Annotated in this window: 16 protein-coding genes; 8 read left to right on the top strand and 8 right to left on the bottom strand. The window is 74.5% G+C overall.

Annotated features, from left to right (window positions below):
- Positions 1-12: 12 nt before the first annotated feature.
- The 3 genes from OG295_RS34230 to OG295_RS34220 form a co-directional block, all read right to left on the bottom strand.
- Positions 13-1,239 carry an alpha/beta hydrolase family protein gene (locus OG295_RS34230; RefSeq protein ID WP_371680522.1) on the bottom strand — a complete coding sequence of 409 codons (1,227 nt, stop codon included), beginning with the start codon at positions 1,237-1,239 and terminating at the stop codon, positions 13-15.
- A 324-nt stretch (positions 1,240-1,563) separates the two neighbouring features.
- Complete coding sequence (locus tag OG295_RS34225) at positions 1,564-2,466, bottom strand: patatin-like phospholipase family protein (protein WP_371680521.1); 903 nt, start codon at positions 2,464-2,466, stop codon at positions 1,564-1,566.
- A 129-nt stretch (positions 2,467-2,595) separates the two neighbouring features.
- The gene (locus OG295_RS34220) at positions 2,596-3,543 is read right to left on the bottom strand and encodes a nucleoside hydrolase (protein WP_371680520.1); all 948 of its coding nucleotides are present in this window, start codon (positions 3,541-3,543) and stop codon (positions 2,596-2,598) included.
- Positions 3,544-3,832: 289 nt separating this feature from the next.
- On the opposite strand from OG295_RS34220, the gene OG295_RS34215 reads away from it, so the two are divergent.
- From OG295_RS34215 to OG295_RS34205, 3 genes are read left to right on the top strand one after another with little or no spacing between them, the layout of a single operon-like run.
- Entirely contained in the window at positions 3,833-4,597 is a 765-nt protein-coding gene (locus OG295_RS34215; protein ID WP_371680519.1) for an SDR family NAD(P)-dependent oxidoreductase, read from the top strand.
- Between the two features lie 25 nt (positions 4,598-4,622).
- Positions 4,623-7,511, top strand: a complete 2,889-nt coding sequence (locus tag OG295_RS34210; RefSeq protein ID WP_371680518.1) for a BTAD domain-containing putative transcriptional regulator — start codon at positions 4,623-4,625, stop codon at positions 7,509-7,511.
- A 35-nt stretch (positions 7,512-7,546) separates the two neighbouring features.
- Positions 7,547-8,761, top strand: a complete 1,215-nt coding sequence (locus OG295_RS34205; RefSeq protein WP_371680517.1) for an FAD-dependent monooxygenase — start codon at positions 7,547-7,549, stop codon at positions 8,759-8,761.
- Here the strand turns inward: OG295_RS34205 and OG295_RS34200 are convergent.
- Positions 8,731-9,687, bottom strand: coding sequence for a GlxA family transcriptional regulator (locus OG295_RS34200; RefSeq protein WP_371680516.1), 957 nt, complete (start codon positions 9,685-9,687; stop codon positions 8,731-8,733). The genes OG295_RS34205 and OG295_RS34200 overlap by 31 nt on opposite strands.
- Positions 9,688-9,779: 92 nt before the next feature.
- On the opposite strand from OG295_RS34200, the gene OG295_RS34195 reads away from it, so the two are divergent.
- Both OG295_RS34195 and OG295_RS34190 read left to right on the top strand, forming a co-directional pair.
- The gene (locus OG295_RS34195; protein ID WP_371680515.1) at positions 9,780-10,373 is read left to right on the top strand and encodes an MBL fold metallo-hydrolase; all 594 of its coding nucleotides are present in this window, start codon (positions 9,780-9,782) and stop codon (positions 10,371-10,373) included.
- A 148-nt stretch (positions 10,374-10,521) separates the two neighbouring features.
- The gene (locus OG295_RS34190) at positions 10,522-11,385 is read left to right on the top strand and encodes a class I SAM-dependent methyltransferase (RefSeq protein ID WP_371680514.1); all 864 of its coding nucleotides are present in this window, start codon (positions 10,522-10,524) and stop codon (positions 11,383-11,385) included.
- 33 nt (positions 11,386-11,418) lie between these two features.
- Here OG295_RS34190 and OG295_RS34185 read toward each other — a convergent pair whose 3' ends face one another.
- On the bottom strand, positions 11,419-11,700 hold the full coding sequence (locus tag OG295_RS34185; protein ID WP_371680513.1) for a hypothetical protein: 282 nt from the start codon (positions 11,698-11,700) through the stop codon (positions 11,419-11,421).
- A gap of 250 nt (positions 11,701-11,950) precedes the next feature.
- Here OG295_RS34185 and OG295_RS34180 point away from each other — a divergent pair, with 250 nt between their 5' ends.
- Positions 11,951-12,898 carry a hypothetical protein gene (locus tag OG295_RS34180; RefSeq protein WP_371680512.1) on the top strand — a complete coding sequence of 316 codons (948 nt, stop codon included), beginning with the start codon at positions 11,951-11,953 and terminating at the stop codon, positions 12,896-12,898.
- A 56-nt stretch (positions 12,899-12,954) separates the two neighbouring features.
- On the opposite strand, the gene OG295_RS34175 is transcribed toward OG295_RS34180, so the two are convergent.
- The gene (locus tag OG295_RS34175; protein ID WP_266846052.1) at positions 12,955-13,305 is read right to left on the bottom strand and encodes a hypothetical protein; all 351 of its coding nucleotides are present in this window, start codon (positions 13,303-13,305) and stop codon (positions 12,955-12,957) included.
- A gap of 130 nt (positions 13,306-13,435) precedes the next feature.
- Entirely contained in the window at positions 13,436-14,032 is a 597-nt protein-coding gene (locus OG295_RS34170; protein WP_371680511.1) for a hypothetical protein, read from the bottom strand.
- Between the two features lie 103 nt (positions 14,033-14,135).
- Between OG295_RS34170 and OG295_RS34165 the strand changes: the two genes are divergently transcribed.
- Positions 14,136-15,335: an MFS transporter gene (locus OG295_RS34165; RefSeq protein WP_371680510.1), complete on the top strand. Its 1,200-nt coding sequence runs from the start codon at positions 14,136-14,138 to the stop codon at positions 15,333-15,335.
- Between the two features lie 21 nt (positions 15,336-15,356).
- On the opposite strand, the gene OG295_RS34160 is transcribed toward OG295_RS34165, so the two are convergent.
- On the bottom strand, positions 15,357-16,205 hold the full coding sequence (locus OG295_RS34160; RefSeq protein ID WP_371680509.1) for an aldo/keto reductase: 849 nt from the start codon (positions 16,203-16,205) through the stop codon (positions 15,357-15,359).
- Positions 16,206-16,510: 305 nt separating this feature from the next.
- Between OG295_RS34160 and OG295_RS34155 the strand changes: the two genes are divergently transcribed.
- On the top strand, positions 16,511-17,065 hold the full coding sequence (locus OG295_RS34155) for a YceI family protein (RefSeq protein WP_371680508.1): 555 nt from the start codon (positions 16,511-16,513) through the stop codon (positions 17,063-17,065).
- Positions 17,066-17,082: the final 17 nt, after the last annotated feature.

Raw genomic sequence — 17,082 nt, 5'->3', positions numbered from 1 at the left:
TCCCCCGAGCGCTCAGGGGAGGAACGTCACCGCCGGGAAGGCAGGGGACGGCCCATCGAGTAGGTGCCGCCGCTGGTGGCGCAGGTGCTCGTCGAAGAACGCGAGCGGGAACGCCTGCTGGATCTTCACCGCCTGGTCGGGATCGAGGGTGCCGATCACGTCCTGAAGCTGCCGTCCGCTCCACCCGTACAGCTTCGCCACCTGGGGGAACAGCGCCTCGTTGTCGCCGTACGAGATGTGGACGGCGCCCTGGGCCTCGATGTTCAGCCGCCAGCCGCGCAGGTGCGACCAGAAGGCTGCGGCCTCGGGAGTCGTGGCCCAGGTGAACGCGGCGGACATCATCATGAAGGGCCGGTCCAAGTCGCCGGCCAGTGGCGGGTTCATCTGCATCGGGCCGTCGAGGCTGAGCCCGGCCCGGATGCGCTCGTCCGCGAGCGTGGCGCAGGCGGTGGCCGTCCCGCCCTTCGACCAGCCGAACGCGCCCATGCGCCGCGGGTCGAGGGAGCCGAGCAGCCCGGCCGGCAGCTCCCTGTGGTCGACATCGGGATTGCGCCCGGCGGCGAGCTGCTCGACACAGTCGAGGACGAAGCGCACGTCGGCGGCGAAGTCCCCGGGCAGCGTCGGTGCCGGCCTGTCGCGGAGCGGGACGGCGAGCCTGCCGTCGGGGAACTCGGTGTAGGTGTCGTACTGGTGAGCTATCGTCACGGCCGCGTATCCGTGGCTGGCGAGCTCTTGGACCATGACGGTGTGGTCGCCCTGGTGGCTGTGCGCGCCGTGGGAGAACACGACGACGGGCAGCCGTCGGCCCGTTCGCCGCACCGGAGCACCCACGCGGCCGACGGTGAGCGGCCCCAGTGGGGCCAGATCACTGAACCCGACGTCGGCGAGGAACGCCTGGAACGCGCCGGTCGGCATCCAGGGCGCCACCGGGTACCGCGCGACGTCACGGGCGGGGTACCAGACGGTGGCCATCAGCTCGCGGAAGTGCCCTGGGCCCGCGATGTCGTCCGGACGCGACCGGTCGACGAGGTGGAGCTGGACCGTACCGACCGGATACGGCCCGGTCGGCACGGGCAGCGTGAGCCGCGCCGCAGCCGGGTCAGCGGCGGGGGCGGCCGGGGCGGCCCACGCGCGGCCGGCACCGGCGGCAAGCGGCACGGCGGTCCCGGCGGCCAGCGCGGCTCCCAGCATGCTGCGGCGCGTCATGCCCTTCCGGCTGATGAACGGCGTAGTGATCAAGAGCCCTCCCCCTATCGTCAACCGTGCCGCAACGGCCATTCCGTGGGCACAGGGCGACCCTGTCACGTACCCCTCTCGCGCAACATCAGCCCACGGGCTTACGCCCCGGGGCCAATCCGGTCAGCGGGGTCCGGCCGATCCGCTCGCGAACACTGCGCGGCGCGAGCAGGAACAACCGCCCTCTGACTGACGCCCATCAGTACCACCAGGGCGGTGACTCGCACCGGTCGATTGTGACCACCCCCCACAGGTGCCCACCAGATTCGCGATCACCACCTCGCGGCCGTTCACGTCCGGGCCGCGAGGTGATCGCCGAGGAACGGCCTAGCCGTGTTGTCCGCGCACCCACACCGCGCGCAGCCGTTCGGCGGTGGCGGCCGCCTGGCCGAGGCCCGCCCGGTAGGCCGGTTCCCAGTTGGCCCGGTCGTACAGGTCGGAGCCGAACACCCGGACCGCGTCCGGGCCGGGGGCGACGGACACGACGGTCCGCCCCGTACCGTCTGCCGACTGCGGCTCCAGCGGTTCGCCGGGGAACAGGTGCGCCAGCGGTTCGACGACGACCAGTGCGCGGGCTCCGGCCGCCAGGTCGGCGTTCGTCCCCGCGCGCAGGGCGCCGTCCATGTACCGCCGCCCGTGGATGCCGACGGGCGGTTCGGCCCCGGGGAAGGCGCTGCTCGCCGCCACCGCGTGCACGAGCGGCACGCCGCTCGTGCGGTCCCATACGACGGGTTCGCCCGAGACCGCGTCCACCGCCGTGACCAGGAAGTGCCGGTCCGGCCAGTCGCTCGCGCCGATCAGGGCGCCGCGCCCCGCGAGCAGGGCCTCCTCGGCGTCGGGGTCGGCGTGGTCGAGCGCGATCCGGCCCACCCGGCGCCGGGCCTCCCCGCGTTCCAGCGCGGCATCGCCGAGGACGGCGAACACCGAAGCCATCACGGCCGGGTCCACCGCGCGCCGCGGGGCCGCCGGAGCGGGCCGGCTCGCCGGGACGCCGAGCCGATCCAGGTCCTGACGGGTGGTCAGCATCGCGGCGACGATGGCACCGGCGGACGTGCCGACGGTCAGATCGGCGTCCCCGAGGTCCACCCCCTCGCGGCCGAGTCCAGCGGCCAGCCCGGCCATCCATGCCGTACCCACCAGCCCTCCCGGGCCCAGTACGAGTGCCCGGTCGAACGTGGCTCCGGTATCGAGATTCACCGTGTCGTCCCCCTGCCGCCAGATGATGATCAATGCGTCGAGCCTAAAACCTCGACCGGGCTTCAGGTCAAGGGGTCCGCGCGAAAGCCCTCAGGTCCGATCCCGGCGCGGCCGTCCGGCCGTACCCCGCCGCCCCGTGCGGGGCGCGGCCGTGTCCCGGCGCTACGTCGTGCGGCGGGAGCCGAGGACCTCGACGGCCGTGACCATGCGGTCCCAGAACCGTTCGGCGTCCAGGTGCACGGCGACGCGCGCGTTGACGGGGCGGTCCAGGTAGCGGTGGAGGTCCACGACCGTGGCCCCGCGCGTGTAGCGGCCGTGCAGTTCGACCGTGACGTTCGCGTCCTTGACGCCGACGATCGCCGGATCGATGACCCGGGCCACGGCGACGGGGTCGTGGAGCGGGGGGTGGGGCATGCCGAACAGGCGACTGTACGTCGAGGCGAAGAAGGCCAGCAGCTCCGAGCAGACCCGGCCGAGTTCGGTGCCCAGGCCGTCGAAGCGGGCCCGGATCTCGGGCGTGGCGAGGGCCTGGTGGGTGACGTTGAGCCCGCACATGGTCAGGGGGACCCCGCTGCGGAAGACGATGTCGGCGGCTTCCGGATCGGTCATGATGTTGAACTCGGCCGCCGGGGTGCGGTTGCCCCGTTCGGTGGACCCGCCCATGAGCACGATCTCGCGGATCCGCGCGGCGCTGTCGGGGTGGCGCGTCAGCAGCAGGGCGATGTTGGTCAGTGGGGCCGTCGGCACCAGGGTGACCGGTTCGGGGTGTTCCAGGAGGATGCGGTGGATGAGGTCGACCGCGTGCTCGGGCACCACGTCGACGGTGGGCTCGGGGAACCGCGGGCCGTCCAGCCCCGACGCGCCGTGCACGTCCTCGGCGACGGCGAGCGGCTGGAGCAACGGCCGTGCGCACCCGGCGGCGATGGGCACGTCGGTGATCCCGGCGATGGTGCAGACGCGGCGGGCGTTGAGGGTGGTCTTTTCCAACGTCTGGTTGCCGGCGACCGTGGTGATGGCGAGCAGGTCGACCGCGGGGTCGGCGGCGGCCAGCATGATCGCGAGGGCGTCGTCGTGCCCGGGGTCGCAGTCGATGATGATCGGGACGGGCACGGGCGGTCCTCCTCGTACGGGGCTGCTGACCTGCCCAGTCTGCCGTCGTCGGGGCGCGTCGGCCGCTCGTTCCGAGCCAAAACGCGCGGCGCTCCGACCCGGTCGGCCGGGTCGGCCGGATGTGGGCGTTCCCCCGGCCGGCGGAGCGGTGTGCGCACCGCTCCCCCGATCACGGCCCGTCGCCCGGGGCACGGTGAGCGGACGGTGAGCCGGCGGTGAGCCCGGGTCGCCACTGTGGTCCTCGTCGCCGGATCGACCGAGAGCCGGCCACTGGACGAGGGAGCGGACGATGGGCACGCTGAACGGCAAGACGGCACTGGTGACGGGCGGATCCCGGGGCATCGGACGGGCGATCGCGCTGCGGCTGGCCGCCGAGGGCGCCCTGGTCGCCGTCCACTACGGCGGCAACGAGTCCGCCGCCCGGGAGACCCTGGCCCTGATCGAGGAAGCGGGCGGGCAGGGGTTCGCGGTACGGGCGCGGTTCGGTGAAGCGGACGCCGTGGAGCGGCTGTTCGACGGGCTGACCGAGGGGCTGGCCGGCCGCGGGCTGGACATCCTGGTCAACAACGCGGGTGTGGGTTCGGGCAGTTCGGTCGACACGCTCGGCCCGGAGGAGTTCGCGAACCTGCTCACCGTCAACGTGGTCACGCCGTTCTTCGTGATCCAGCGGGCGCTGGCGCTGCTCAACGGCGGCGGACGCATCATCAACATGGGTTCGACGGCCAGCCGGTTCGCGGTGACCACGCAGATCGGCTACACCGTCACCAAGGCGGCGATCGAGGCCCTGGCGCCCTCGCTGGCCAACGAACTGGGCCGGCGCGGGATCACGGTGAACACGGTCGCGCCGGGTGCGGTGCGCACCGACATGACCGCCGGATACACCGCCATTCCCGAGGTGGTGGCTGCGCTGGAGTCGATCACCGCGCTGGGACGGCTCGGTGAGCCCGAGGACGTGGCCGACGTCGTCGGTTTCCTGGCGGGTCCGCACGGGCGGTGGGTGACCGGGCAGACCGTCGACGTCTCCGGCGGAACCTACCTCGGCCCCCTGGGGTGATCTCCGCTCGTGGATAATCGCCCGCATGCGCTTCTCCATCCTGGGCGAGACTCTGGCACGGCACGACGACGGCACGGAGGTCGCCCTGGGAGGGCCGGCCCGGCGGGCGCTGCTGACCTTGCTGCTCGTGCGGCCCGGGGAGGTCGTCTCGGCCGACCTGCTGGCCGAGGAGACGGCCCCGCACGGGGCGACGTCGACGCACGCGCTGCACTCCCAGGTGTCCCGGCTGCGCGCGGTCCTGGGCCCGGCGGCGATCGAACGCACCGGTGCGGGCTACCGGGTGACGATACGTCAGGAAGATGTGGACGCCTGCCGGTTCGAGCGGCTGGCCCGCGAGGGGCGGGAGGCGCTCGACGCCGGCGACGCCGCGCGGGCGGTCCCGCTCCTGCGCGAGGCGCTCGACCTGTGGCGGGGGCCGGCCCTGGCCGACCTCGCCGAGAGCCGGACGGCCGGGGCCGCCGCCGCGCGGCTGGAGGAGGGGCGGCTCGCCGCCCTGGAGGACCGCATCGAGGCCGAGCTGCGGCTCGGCGGACACCGGGCGGTCGCGGCCGAACTGCGCGAGCTGGTGGGCCGTCATCCGCTGCGGGAACGGCTGGCGGGGCTGCTGATCCGGGCCCTGGCCGCCGAGGGCGGGCAGGGCGAGGCACTGGTCGTGTTCGAGGAGACCCGCCGGCACCTGGCGGACGAGCTCGGCTCGGACCCGTCGGCCGATCTGACCGCACTCCACCGGGAGTTGCTGAGCGCGAGCCCCTCGTCGGGCCCCACCGCTCCCCCGGCCCAGCTGACCTCCTTCGTCGGCCGCGCCACGGAGGTCGAGGAAGTGTCCTCCCTCCTGCGGGCGGCCCGGCTGGTCACCCTCGTCGGCCCCGGCGGGGTCGGCAAGACCCGGCTGTCGGTGGAGGTCGCGGCGGACAGCGGCGACGAGGTGTGCTTCGTCGAGCTCGCCCAGGTGCGCGAGGGAGCCGATCCGGCGCAAGCGGTGCTGGGGGCACTCGGCCTGCGGGAGAGCGGGCTGCAGCTGGGGCCCACCGGGCAGACGCCCGTGGAGCGCCTGGTCATGGCCCTGTCCGACCGGGCGCTGCTGCTCGTGCTGGACAACTGCGAGCACCTCGTCGACGGGGCCGCCCTGCTGGCGTCCCGCCTGCTGGCGGCCTGTCCGCGGCTGCGCGTGCTCGCCACCAGCCGCGAGCCGCTCGCCGTCATCGGGGAGAGCCTCTGGCCGGTGCGGCCGCTGGACGACACGGCGGCCGCCCGGCTGTTCACCGAGCGGGCCGCGGCGGTGCGGCGGGGGCCGGCTCCCGCCCCGGAGACGGTCGGCCGGATCTGCGCGGCCCTGGACAACCTGCCGCTGGCCATCGAGCTCGCGGCGGCACGGCTGCGCACGCTGGAGCCGGAGGACCTGGCGGGCCGGCTGGACGACCGGCTCGGGATCGGCGCGGCCCGCGGCAACCGCAGCGCCGAGGAACGCCACCGGACCCTGCGGGCGCTGGTCGCCTGGAGCTGGGAGCTGCTCTCCGAGTCCGAGCAGCGTGCCGCGCGGCGGTTCACCGTCTTCGCCGGCGGCGCGGCGCCCGACGCGGCGCGGCGGGTGTGCGGAGCGGACGGCGACACGCTGGAGTCCCTGATCGACAAGTCGCTCCTGGAGGTCTCGGGCGGCCGCTACCGGATGCTGGAGACGATCCGCGCGTACGGCGCCGAGCAGTTGGAGGCGGCGGCCGAGGACGAGGACGTACGGCGGGTCCACGCCCGGCTCCTCCTGGACCTGGTGCGGGCGGCCGATCCGGACACCAGGGGCGGCGATCAGCTGCGCCGGCTCGTGGCGCTGTCGGCCGAGCACGGGAACCTGATCGCGGCGCTGGCCTGGACCATCGAGGCGGGCCGGTGGGAGACGGGCCTGGAACTCCTCGCCTCGGCTTCCTCCTACCTGTGGATCCGCGGCGTCTGGGCCTCCGTCTCCCCGCAGGCCGCCGCGTTGCTGGAGGGCGTCGGCACGCAGGTGCCGGAGGGCTCCGGCGAGGAGTACGCGGTCTGCGTGCTGCTGGCCGCGGCCGGGGACGGCGGCGCGGCCGTGTGGCGGCGCCACCGCGCGCGGGCCGGGCGGGAACTCGCCGCCGCCTGGCCGGGCGGCCGGACGGGCCGCTACCCGGTGGTGCTGCTGTCGTGGATGATGCGCAACGCGACCGAGAGCGACCCCGGCGAGGCCTTCGCCCTCGTCTCGGCCCAACACGACTGCGGCGACCCGTGGGTACGGGCGGCCGCCCGCTACGTGGCGGGGTTCGGGCCCCTCGGCGAAGGGGACGGCGCGGGAGCGGAAGCGGCCTTCGCGGAGGCCGCGGACGGTTTCCGGGCGGTGGGTGACCGGTGGGGCCGGGCGCTGGCGCTGGACGTGCTCGCGGGCCTCGCGGGCGCGCAGGGGGACCGTGCGCGGGCCGTCGCCCTCACCGACGAGGCGCTCGCGCTGACCCAGGAGCTCGGGGCCCTGGAGGACAGCGCCGACCTGCTGGTCAACCGGGGCGACCACGCCGTCGACGCGGATCCGGCGGCCGCCGGCGCCGACTACGCGCAGGCCGCCGCCCTGGCCCGGAGCGCCGGCAGCCCGGCGGGCCTGGCCGCCGCCCTGCGCGGACTCGGCGACATGGCCCTCCTGGCGGCCGATCCGGGCGGGGCGGAGCGCCTGTACGCCGAGGCCCTGGAACGCGCCGACCCGCACTGGGTCAAGAGCGCGGGCAACCGGGTCCGCATCCTCGCCGGCCTCTCCCTCGTCGCCGGGCTGCGCGGCGACGGGGTGACGGCCCGGGACCGCGCCCGGGAGGCCGCCGATTACGCCCGGACGCTCACCGGCCGGGACACCCGGGAGGCGCTGCGCATCCTGGGCCTGCCGGAGCCGCTCACCGAGGCGGTCAGCCGGATGTGAGCGCCCGGTGAGCCGCCCCGTACAGGCTGACCCGCATGACGAACACGCAGAAGAACACCACGGTCCTGATCTCCGGCGCCTCCGTCGCGGGCCCCGCCCTCGCCTACTGGCTCCACCGGCACGGTTTCCGCCCGACCATCGTCGAGCGCGCCCCCGCCCTGCGGGAGGGCGGCTACGCCGTCGACTTCCGCGGCCGGGCCCACCTGTCCGTCCTCGACCGGATGGGCCTCCTCGGGGAACTCGACGCCGTCCGCACCCACACGGGCTCGATGAGCTACGTGGACACCGACGGCCGGACCCGCGCCACCCTCCCCGCCGACCTGTTCGCGGGGGACCTTGAGGTGCTCCGCGGTGACCTCGCCCGGGTCCTCCACGACGCCACGGAGGACCACACCGAGTACGTCTTCGGGGACTCGATCACCTCCCTGACCCAGGACGCGGACGGCGTGGACGTCACCTTCGAACACGGCGCGCCCCGCAGGTTCGACCTGGTGATCGGGGCCGACGGAATGCGCTCGACGACCCGGAGGCTGGCGTTCGGGCCGCACGACCGGTTCGTGCGCCACCTCGGCGTCCACTGCGCGATCTTCACCACCGACAACCACCTCGGCCTCGACCGCACGGGCCACGCCTACCGCACCGTGGGCCGGCTGGCGGCGATGTACAGCGCCCGCGACAACACCGAGGCCAAGGCCGTCTTCTACTTCGCCTCACCCGAGCTGGACCTCGACCGCCGGGACGCGGCACGCCAACAGGACGTGCTGGCCGAGCAGTTCTCCGGCAACGGCTGGGAATGCGAGCGGCTGCTGCGGGACATGCGGCGCGCGCCGGACTTCTACTTCGACTCCGTCGCTCAGGTGCGGATGGACACCTGGTCGCGGGACCGGGTCTGCCTGGTCGGCGACGCCGCGTACTGCCCCTCCTCGCTGTCGGGGATGGGCTCGGGCCTGGCGCTCGTAGGCGCGTACGTCCTGGCGGGGGAACTGGCCGCCGCGGCGGGCGACCACCACGTCGCCTTCGCCCGTTACGAGGAGCGGATGCGCGCGTACGCGGAGGGCTGCCAGAAGATGGGCGACGGGGTGGCGAAACTGATGGTCCCGGGCAGCCGCTTCCTCGCGGCGTTCCTCAACCGCTACTACCGCCTCATGCCCTACCTGCCGGGAAAGGACATGGCCGCGAAGATCGCCCGCAAGGCCGCCGAGAACATCGACCTGCCCGACTACGGGGTGCGCGTGAACGAGCGGCGGTAGGTGCGGGGCGGTACTCCGCGGCGGCGCACGAACTGGGCGCGGAGCACGGCCGCGCTGCCGTAGCCGACCTGGCGGGCGACCTCCTCGACCGGCAGGTCAGTCGTCTCCAGGAGTTCCTCGGCGCGGCTGAGCCGCAGGCCGAGGAGCCAGGCGTGCGGGGTGGTTCCGGTGGCGGCGGTGAAGCGGCGGGCGAAGGAGCGCCGGCTCATCAGGGCGCGGCGGGCCAGTTCGCCGACGGGCAGGGGCTCGTGGAGGTGCGTACGGGCCCAGGCGAGCACGTCGGCGAGGCGTTCGTCCTGGCAGTCCTCGGGTACGGGGGTGGCGAGGTACTGGGCCTGCCCGCCGTCGCGGTGGGACGGCAGGACCAGGTCGCGGGCGATGGCGTTGGCGGTCGCCGCACCGTGCTCGCGCCGCAGGAGGTGGAGGCACAGGTCGAAGCCCGCGGCGGCGCCGGCACCGGTGACGATTCGGCCCTCGTCGACGTAGAGCGCGTCCGCCTCCACGCTGATCGCGGGGTGGCGCCCGGCCAGCAGGCCGGCGAAGCGCCAGTGCGTGGTGGCGCGCAGCCCGTCGAGGAGCCCTGCCGCGGCGAGCGCGAAGGTGCCGACGCAGTGGGCCGCGACCAGGGCCCCGCGCGCGTGGGCGCGGGCCAGCGCGTCGAGCACGGCCGGACCGGGCGGGGTGCGGAAGTCCGCCCAGGGCAGGGCGATCACCAGGTCCGCCGAGGCCAGCCGCTCCAGGTCGTGTTCGACGAGCAGGGGCAGGCCGACGTCGGTGCGGACCGTGCCGGGGCGTTCGGTGCACAGGGCGAAGTCGAAGGGGGGCAGGCCCTGGCCGCGCAGGTCGAACACCTCGGAGACGATCGCGGCCCCGAGCATTCCCACTCCGGGCGGGGCGTAGGCGGCGACGGTCGCGAAGGGCGGCATGGGGAGAGTGTGCCACTTGTTGGCACGTTTCCTGCGATGGGTGGCAGTACGGCCACTCGTCGCGGTGCGGCGGCTCGCGAAGACTGGGGCACATGAACGACACCCCGCTCGGCCGCAGCGCCGCGTACACGATCCTGACCACCGGCTACACCCTTTCCACGGGCCCCGGCGTCGCCGCCACCGTCTCCTACGTCACGGACGGGGACCGCCATGTGATCGTCGACCCGGGCATGGTGGCCGGCCGTGACCGGATCCTCGGCCCGCTCGCCGCGCTGGGACTCGGCCCCGACGACATCACCGACGTGGTGCTCAGTCACCACCACCCGGACAACACCATGAACGTCGGCCTGTTCGGCGAGGCCCGCGTCCACGACCACAAGGCGATCTACCGGAACGACCAGTGGACCGACCGCGACGCCGAGGGATACGAGCTCGCCCCGTCCCTGCGGCTGATCCGCACCCCGGGGCACAGCGCGGAGGACATCACGCTGCTGGCGGGCACGGAGGCGGGGGTCGTGGCGTTCGTGGGCGACCTGTGGTGGCGGCCGAACGGCCCGGTCGAGGACCCGGTGGCCCCCGACCACGAGGTGCTGCTCCGTTCCCGGCTGCGGGTACTGGACGCCGCGGACGTGATCGTCCCGGGCCACGGCCCCGCCTTCCCGGCCGATGACACGGCGCCGCGCTAGGCCGTCCCGTCCGGATCCTGCCCGACCCGCGACGCCCGGGTGACCGCCGTGCCGCCCCGCCGGCTCCCGCCGATACTGGAGCCACGGCCCCGGTGCCGTGCGCCACGCGCCGGCCGGGCCGGCGTGAGCGGGAGGCGGTGACCGATCCATGGGCGCACAGGCGTCGGCGGGCGACGGGCCCCGGCCCGGTGACGACGTGCCGGGCCGTTACGGCACGGCCGTGTTCCGGCCGGAGCAGGCCGGTGAGGGCGAGCGCATCGACCTCGGCGCGCTCGCCTACGACGACATCACGCTCGCCCGGCTGACGGCCCTGGGCGCGGGACCCGGCTGGAGCTGCCTGGAACTGGGCGCGGGCACCGGCAGCGTCGCCCGGGGGCTGCTGACGCGGGCCGGCGTGACGAGCGTGCTGGCCGTCGACCGCGACGTCCGTTTCCTGGCCTCCCGTCCACAGCCGGGCCTGGCCACCCTGGAGGCGGACATCGGCGACCCCGCCTTCGATCCCGGGCGCTTCCACCTGGTGCACGCCCGTTTCGTCCTGATGCACCTGCCCGAGCGGGAGCGTCTGATCTCCCGCTTCGCCCGTCTGCTGGTCCCCGGCGGGGTGCTGGTGCTCGGCGATGCCGTGGACCTGACGACCGCGGCGGCGCCCGCGACCCCGTACACACGGGCCGTGCGCGCCATGTGGCAGGGGCTGCGGGCGACCATCGGCACCGACGTCGACTGGACGCCCCGGTACCCGGAGCTGCTGCGCGCCGCCGGGCTGACGGAGGTGGCCGCCGAGATCCACGTCCCGCCGCTGCTCCCGGGGAGCCCCATCAGCCGTTTCTGGGCCGACACCTGGGACCGGGCCCGGACGGCGATGACCGCGACCGGGCTCGTGGACGACGCCGCCGTGGACGCGGCCGTCCGCTACCTGGACTCCCCCGACTGCGCCGCCCTGTCACCCGGGCTGATCACCGCCTGGGGCCGGCGGCCCGGAGCGGGTGCGCGGGGCGGGCGGGCGGCCGGGTAGGCCCCGGGCGGGAGCCGGGAAGCCCGCGCCGGGTCAGCGGTCCCCGGTGCCCAGGCGGGCGCTGATCAGCTGTGCGGTCTCCTCGTGCAGGCGGGCGCGGCGTCCGGGTTCCCCGACGCGGGCCAGTTCCCCCCGCAGGGCCCGTTCCGTACGCATCACCGTGGCCCGGGGCACGGGCACCCGCTGCCCGGGCTGCTCCGTGAACGGCCACAGCTCGGCGGCGACGGCCTGGGCGTCGTCGAGGGCGCTGCGGCGCAGCGAGAGGAAAACGCGGGCGAGCCAGTCGGCGGGGATCTTCACCATCAAGTCGGTCATGTCAAGGCAACGACGGCCGGTCGTCTCCGTGACACCGGCTACCCCGGCCGGCCCAGCGTTGCTCCGGTCCGGCGAACCGCTCACCTGCCTGGTCGACAGCCCCGGCCCCGCCAACGGCGGCTCACGGGCGGGGACCGCTGGGATGGGCGTCGCGTGGCGGGGACGCCCGGCCCACGGGAAGCCCAGACGCCCACGCACCTGTCCCCTCGCACTCCCGCGGCCCCTTCGGCGGCCGGCGGTGAAGGAACTCATGAACCTCAAGCAGCATCCCGTAACGACCAGGCGGCCCCGCGTCCGTTCCCGGGTCCTCCTCGCCTCCCTGGCCGCCGCGGCGTCCCTGACCGGCCAGGTGGTGGCGATGGCTCCGGCCGCGTCCGCCCACGGGCCGGGGCCCTCGGGCCCGAAGCCGGCGCCCGCCGCCCAGCACAAGCAGAACCCGTCGGACAAGGACAAGGACCACGGCGGGAACAGGGACGACGACGGGGACGACTGGGGCAAGGAGAAGGACAAGGACAAGGACAAGAAGAAGCCCCCTCAGGTCATCCACGGGCTGCAGCAGTTCACCTCCGACAACACCTTCACCCCGCCGCCGGGCGTCACCTCGGTGTTCGTGCAGGCGTGGGGTGCCGGTGGCGGGGGCGGCGGCGGTGGCGGAGGCGGACTCAGCTCTGCCCGTGCCTACAACGGCGGCAACGGCGGTGGCGGCGGTGCGGGCGGCTTCACCTGGTGCGCCGTCCAGGTGACCCCGCAGACCGCGTACGGGGTGGACGTCGGCGACGGCGGCGACGGCGGCGCGGGTGGTCCGGCCGCGACCATGCGCGGCCCCGGCTCGGCCGGCGGTGCCGGCACCGCGGGCACCGCCTCCTCGCTGACCCGTTCGTCGGACAGCACGCTCCTGCTCAACGCGACCGGCGGAGGCGGGGGCGGCGGCGGCGCGGGTGGCGGGGTCGTCGACGGCGCCAACGGCGCGGGCGGGGCCGGCGGCACCGGCTGGTGCTCCACCGGCGGGGTCAACCTGAACGGCGGCAACGGCAGCTCCAACGGCACGGGCGGGGTCGCCCCCGACGGCATCGTCGGGCTGCCGCCGAACACCGTGGCCGGCGGCAACGGCGGCGAGCGCGGCACCGGCGGCGAGGCCGCCCGGCCCGGTGGCAACGGCAAGGACGGCGGCAACGGGTACGTGGTCATCTACTGGTGACACCGTCCCGCCGGCCCCGCCCCCGCGGCGGGGCCGGCGGCACCCCGTACGGCGCGTCAGTGGATGACGCTGAAGCTACGCCAGGGCAGGGAGACCGGAGCCGTCACGTTCGAGAGGGTGGTGGCGACGTAGACGCCGTCCGCCCGGTCGGTCTTCTCGCAGTTCTCCGTCCGGTACAGGACGACGTCGACGAGGGTGTTGTTCTCGACGTGGGTGGCGCCGCGCGGCAGGTTGATGCGGTGGCAGCCGTTGACGTTCGTGTTGGAGTACGAGAGCGCGACCGGGGAGTCGTGGCCGCGGAAGGTGAGCATGCCGACCGTGCTCCGGCCCAGGCCCGAGCAGGCGGTGGCGGTGAGCAGCAGGGCTGCGACCCCGGTGATGACGCCGGTGCGCCGGTGGTGGGACATGGCGGATCCTCGTCTGTGCGGTGGTGGCTCTCCTGCCCGCAGCCTGCACCGACGGCGCTCCGGCGGCATCCGTTGCGCGGCCGGCCGGATGAACCCGGCCCGCGGCGGACGGGGCGCCGGGCGCGTCGGGTCAGGCCCGGTCCTCCCGGCAGGGGCGCCGCTTCGCCCAGGCGATCACCGTACTGAGGCCGATCAGGGCCGCGCCCCACAGGCCGGCCTTCCAGGGCCGCGTACGCCCCTCCAGCTCGGGGGACACCCGGTGCGCCGGGTCGAAGGCGACGCGGATCCGCTGTCCTTGCCCGGCGACGGGCCGGTCCTCCTTGAGTTCGGCCGGGTAGCCCCCCGGGCAGTCCAGTACGAGCCGGTACACCGTCCGCGTGGGCGGCGCCCCCTCCCCCGCGGAGTTCTGGACCCTGGTGTGCACCTCGCGCACCGCACAGGTGGCGGCGGCCGTGCGGGCCGCCGTCTGGTCGGCCGCCGCCACGGCCAGCAGCAGCCCCAGGGACAGCAGCAGCGCCCCGAAGAGGCCGCCGGCGCCGCCGACGAGCACGGAGTACGCCGCGCAGACGCCGAGGATCAGCACGGCTCCGCCGACCACGGCGACCGCCCCCGAGGGCGCGGAGGAGGCCGCGTAGCACCAGCTCGCCCCTGCGTACACGGCCCCGGCGGCGAGGCCGGGCAGGGCCACGGTGGCGAGCCGCCACCCCGGTCGGACCATCTCTGTCATGAACACCACCCCCGCAGGGGGACGCCCGTCACCCCGCCCCCGGTTGCCCCCGTGCCCGGCGCGCGCCGGGCACGGGGACCCGCGCGGGGTTACCTTCGGCGGCATGGACGGTGATCGCCGGCAGTGGCGCCAGTGCTTGCTCGCCGGGGCCGTGTTCGCCGTGTGCATGGCGGGCACCACGCTCCCGACCCCCCTCTACGGCCTCTACCAGGAGAAGTTCGGCTTCTCCGAACTGACCGTCACCGTCGTGTACGCGGTCTACGCCTTCGCGGTCATCGGGGTGCTCGTGCTGGCGGGCAACGCCTCGGACGCGGTGGGGCGGCGGCCCGTGCTCTGGACGGGCCTCGCGTGCGCTGCCGGCAGCGCCGTCTGCTTCCTGTGCGCCTCGGGCCTCGGCTGGCTGTACGCGGGACGGGTCCTGTCGGGCTTCTCCGCCGGGCTGTTCACCGGCGCGGCGACGGTGTTCGTGATGGAGCTGGCCCCGCACGGCGGCACCTCCCGGGCCACGTTCGTGGCGACGGCCGCCAACATGGGCGGGCTCGGGTGCGGTCCGCTGCTCGCCGGACTGCTCGCGCAGTACGCGCCCTGGCCGCTGTACCTGCCCTTCTGGGTGCACCTGGCGCTGGTGGCGGGCTCGGCGGCGGTGCTGGCACGGCTGCCGGAGACCGTACGGGAGCGGCGTCCGCTGGGCACCGTACGGCCCCAGCGGCTCCGGCTCCCCGCACAGGTGCGGCCGGTGTTCGGACCGGCGGCGATCGCCTCGTTCGTGGGGTTCGCGCTGTTCGGGGTGTTCACCTCGGTCAGCCCGGCGTTTCTCGCCGGGTCCCTCGGCGTTCACGACCCTGCGGTGAGCGGACTGGTCGTCGCGCTCGCCTTCTTCGCCTCGACCGCCGGGCAGCTGGCGGTCGGCCGGGTGGGCGTACGGCGGTCGCTGCCGCTGGGCTGCGCCGTGCTCCTCGCGGGGCTGGCACTGCTCGCGGGGGCGCTGCGCTGGGACCTGCTGGCGCTGGTGGTGCTGAGCGCGCTGGTGGGCGGCGTGGGGCAGGGGCTGGCCTTCCGGGGGTCCCTGTCCGCGGTGGCCGGGGCGTCCCCGCCGCACCACCGGGCGGCGGTGATCTCCACCCTGTTCGTGGTGGCCTACACGGGCATCTCGCTGCCGGTGATCGGCGTGGGGGTGCTGACGGGCCCGCTCGGGCTGGAGGGTGCCGGACTGGTGTTCATCGCCTGTATGGCCGTCCTGATCTCCGCGGCGGCGCTCTACCTGCTGCGCCGCCCCGTGCCGGCGCCTGCGCCGGCACCGTGAGGACGGCCGCCCGGCCGTTCCTCAGGTGCCGATGGTGACGTTGCCGAGCCGGCTGACCACGGCCGGGTCGCGGTGGTCGAAGAACACCGACGCCCCGGTGTCCAGGGCCGCGATGTCCGCCATGTCCTCGGCGGTGAGCTCGAAGCGGAAGACGTCGAGGTTCTCCGCCATCCGCTCCGGGCGCACCGACTTGGGGATCACCACGACCTGCCGCTGGACCAGCCAGCGCAGTACGACCTGTGCCACCGACCTGCCGTGCGCGGTGGCGATGCGGGCGAGCACAGGATGGGTGAAGAGGTTGTTCCGGCCCTCGGCGAAGGGCCCCCAGGACTCGATCTGGACCCCGCGCTCGGCCATCAGTTCCTGATCGCCGGTGCGCTGGTGGAAGGGATGGGTCTCGACCTGGTTGACCGCCGGGGTGATCTCGTTGTGGTCCATCAGGTCCAGCAGCCGGTCGGGGTGGAAGTTCGAGACCCCGATGGCCCGGACCAGCCCCTCGCGCTGGAGGTTCTGCATGGCGCGCCAGGAGCCGTAGACGTCCCCGTACGGCTGGTGGATCAGGTACAGGTCCACGTGGTCCAGGCCGAGTTTGCGCAGCGAGGTGTGGAAGGCGGGGCCGGCCCTGTCCTCGCCGGCGTCGGAGATCCACAGCTTGGTGGTGACGAACAGCTCGTGGCGCGGGACGCCGCTGCTCCTGATCGCGCGGCCGACGGCCTCCTCGTTGCCGTAGGCGGCCGCGGTGTCGAAGGAGCGGTAGCCGGCGGCGAGGGCTTCGCCGACGGCCCGCTCGGTCTCCTCCGGCGGAATCCGGTAGACGCCGAAGCCGAGAATCGGCATCTCGACGCCGTTGTTCAGGGTGACGTGCCGCATGGGGGGTCCTTACGCGTGGGACGTGCGCGGGCCGGGGCCGGTGCTCGGGCCCGGGCGGTGCCCGGACGGACGCCGGCCCCTTCTCGGCAGCGGTACCCCGAGGGCGGCGCCGCCTCCCGGCGGGTGCTCCATGTGGCCGCCTCCTCCGACGGGACCCGGGTCAGGAACGCGCCCGTCGTCCTCGGTCGCCGATCGGGTGACGCGCGGGCGCGGTGGGCGTGGTCGCACGCGCCCGTCAGGGCGGGTCTGGCTAGCGTGGTCCAGCGCTTCCCCCCCCCGTCCCCCAGCCCCCGCGGAGCAGGTCCATGACCACGACCCCCCTCACTTCGCTCACAGGGAACTACTCCCTCGACCCCGCCCACACCCAGATCGGGTTCGTGGCCCGGCACGCGATGGTCACCAAGGTCCGCGGGGCTTTCAACGAGTTCGAAGGCACCGCCCACCTGGACGGCACGGATCCCGCGAAGTCGTCGGCGACGGTCACCATCAAGGCCGCCAGCATCGACACCCGCAACGAACAGCGCGACGGCCACCTGCGCACCAACGACTTCCTGGACGCCCCGAACTTCCCGGACATCACCTTCGTGTCCACCGGCGTGGAGCCGCTGGACGAAACCCACTTCCGCGTGACGGGCGACCTCACCATCAAGGACGTCACCCGGCCGATCGGCATCGAGTTCGAGTACCAGGGCAGCGCGACCGACCCGTTCGGGAACCTGCGGGTGGGGTTCGAGGGTTCGGTGCCGATCAGCCGGAAGGAGTACGGGATCACCTGGAACGCGGCCCTGGAGGGCGGCGGCGTCCTGGTCGGCGACAAGGTCGTCCTGGAGTTCGAGGTGTCAGCGATCCGGCAGGCCTGACCGGGTCGGCTCCCCCG

The organism is Streptomyces sp. NBC_01276, from assembly GCF_041435355.1.
Classification (GTDB): Bacteria; Actinomycetota; Actinomycetes; order Streptomycetales; family Streptomycetaceae; genus Streptomyces.
This window is presented reverse-complemented; position numbering and strand designations above follow the sequence as displayed.

Excerpts from the sequence above, each read along its gene's own strand:
- OG295_RS34215 (WP_371680519.1), top strand. The coding sequence starts at position 3,833 with ATGGGCACGCTGAACGGCAAGACGGCACTGGTGACGGGCGGATCCCGG.
- OG295_RS34210 (WP_371680518.1), top strand. The coding sequence starts at position 4,623 with ATGCGCTTCTCCATCCTGGGCGAGACTCTGGCACGGCACGACGACGGC.
- OG295_RS34205 (WP_371680517.1), top strand. The coding sequence starts at position 7,547 with ATGACGAACACGCAGAAGAACACCACGGTCCTGATCTCCGGCGCCTCC.
- OG295_RS34200 (WP_371680516.1), bottom strand. The coding sequence starts at position 9,687 with ATGCCGCCCTTCGCGACCGTCGCCGCCTACGCCCCGCCCGGAGTGGGA.
- OG295_RS34195 (WP_371680515.1), top strand. The coding sequence starts at position 9,780 with ATGAACGACACCCCGCTCGGCCGCAGCGCCGCGTACACGATCCTGACC.
- OG295_RS34190 (WP_371680514.1), top strand. The coding sequence starts at position 10,522 with ATGGGCGCACAGGCGTCGGCGGGCGACGGGCCCCGGCCCGGTGACGAC.
- OG295_RS34185 (WP_371680513.1), bottom strand. The coding sequence starts at position 11,700 with ATGACCGACTTGATGGTGAAGATCCCCGCCGACTGGCTCGCCCGCGTT.
- OG295_RS34180 (WP_371680512.1), top strand. The coding sequence starts at position 11,951 with ATGAACCTCAAGCAGCATCCCGTAACGACCAGGCGGCCCCGCGTCCGT.
- OG295_RS34175 (WP_266846052.1), bottom strand. The coding sequence starts at position 13,305 with ATGTCCCACCACCGGCGCACCGGCGTCATCACCGGGGTCGCAGCCCTG.
- OG295_RS34170 (WP_371680511.1), bottom strand. The coding sequence starts at position 14,032 with ATGACAGAGATGGTCCGACCGGGGTGGCGGCTCGCCACCGTGGCCCTG.
- OG295_RS34165 (WP_371680510.1), top strand. The coding sequence starts at position 14,136 with ATGGACGGTGATCGCCGGCAGTGGCGCCAGTGCTTGCTCGCCGGGGCC.
- OG295_RS34160 (WP_371680509.1), bottom strand. The coding sequence starts at position 16,205 with ATGCGGCACGTCACCCTGAACAACGGCGTCGAGATGCCGATTCTCGGC.
- OG295_RS34155 (WP_371680508.1), top strand. The coding sequence starts at position 16,511 with ATGACCACGACCCCCCTCACTTCGCTCACAGGGAACTACTCCCTCGAC.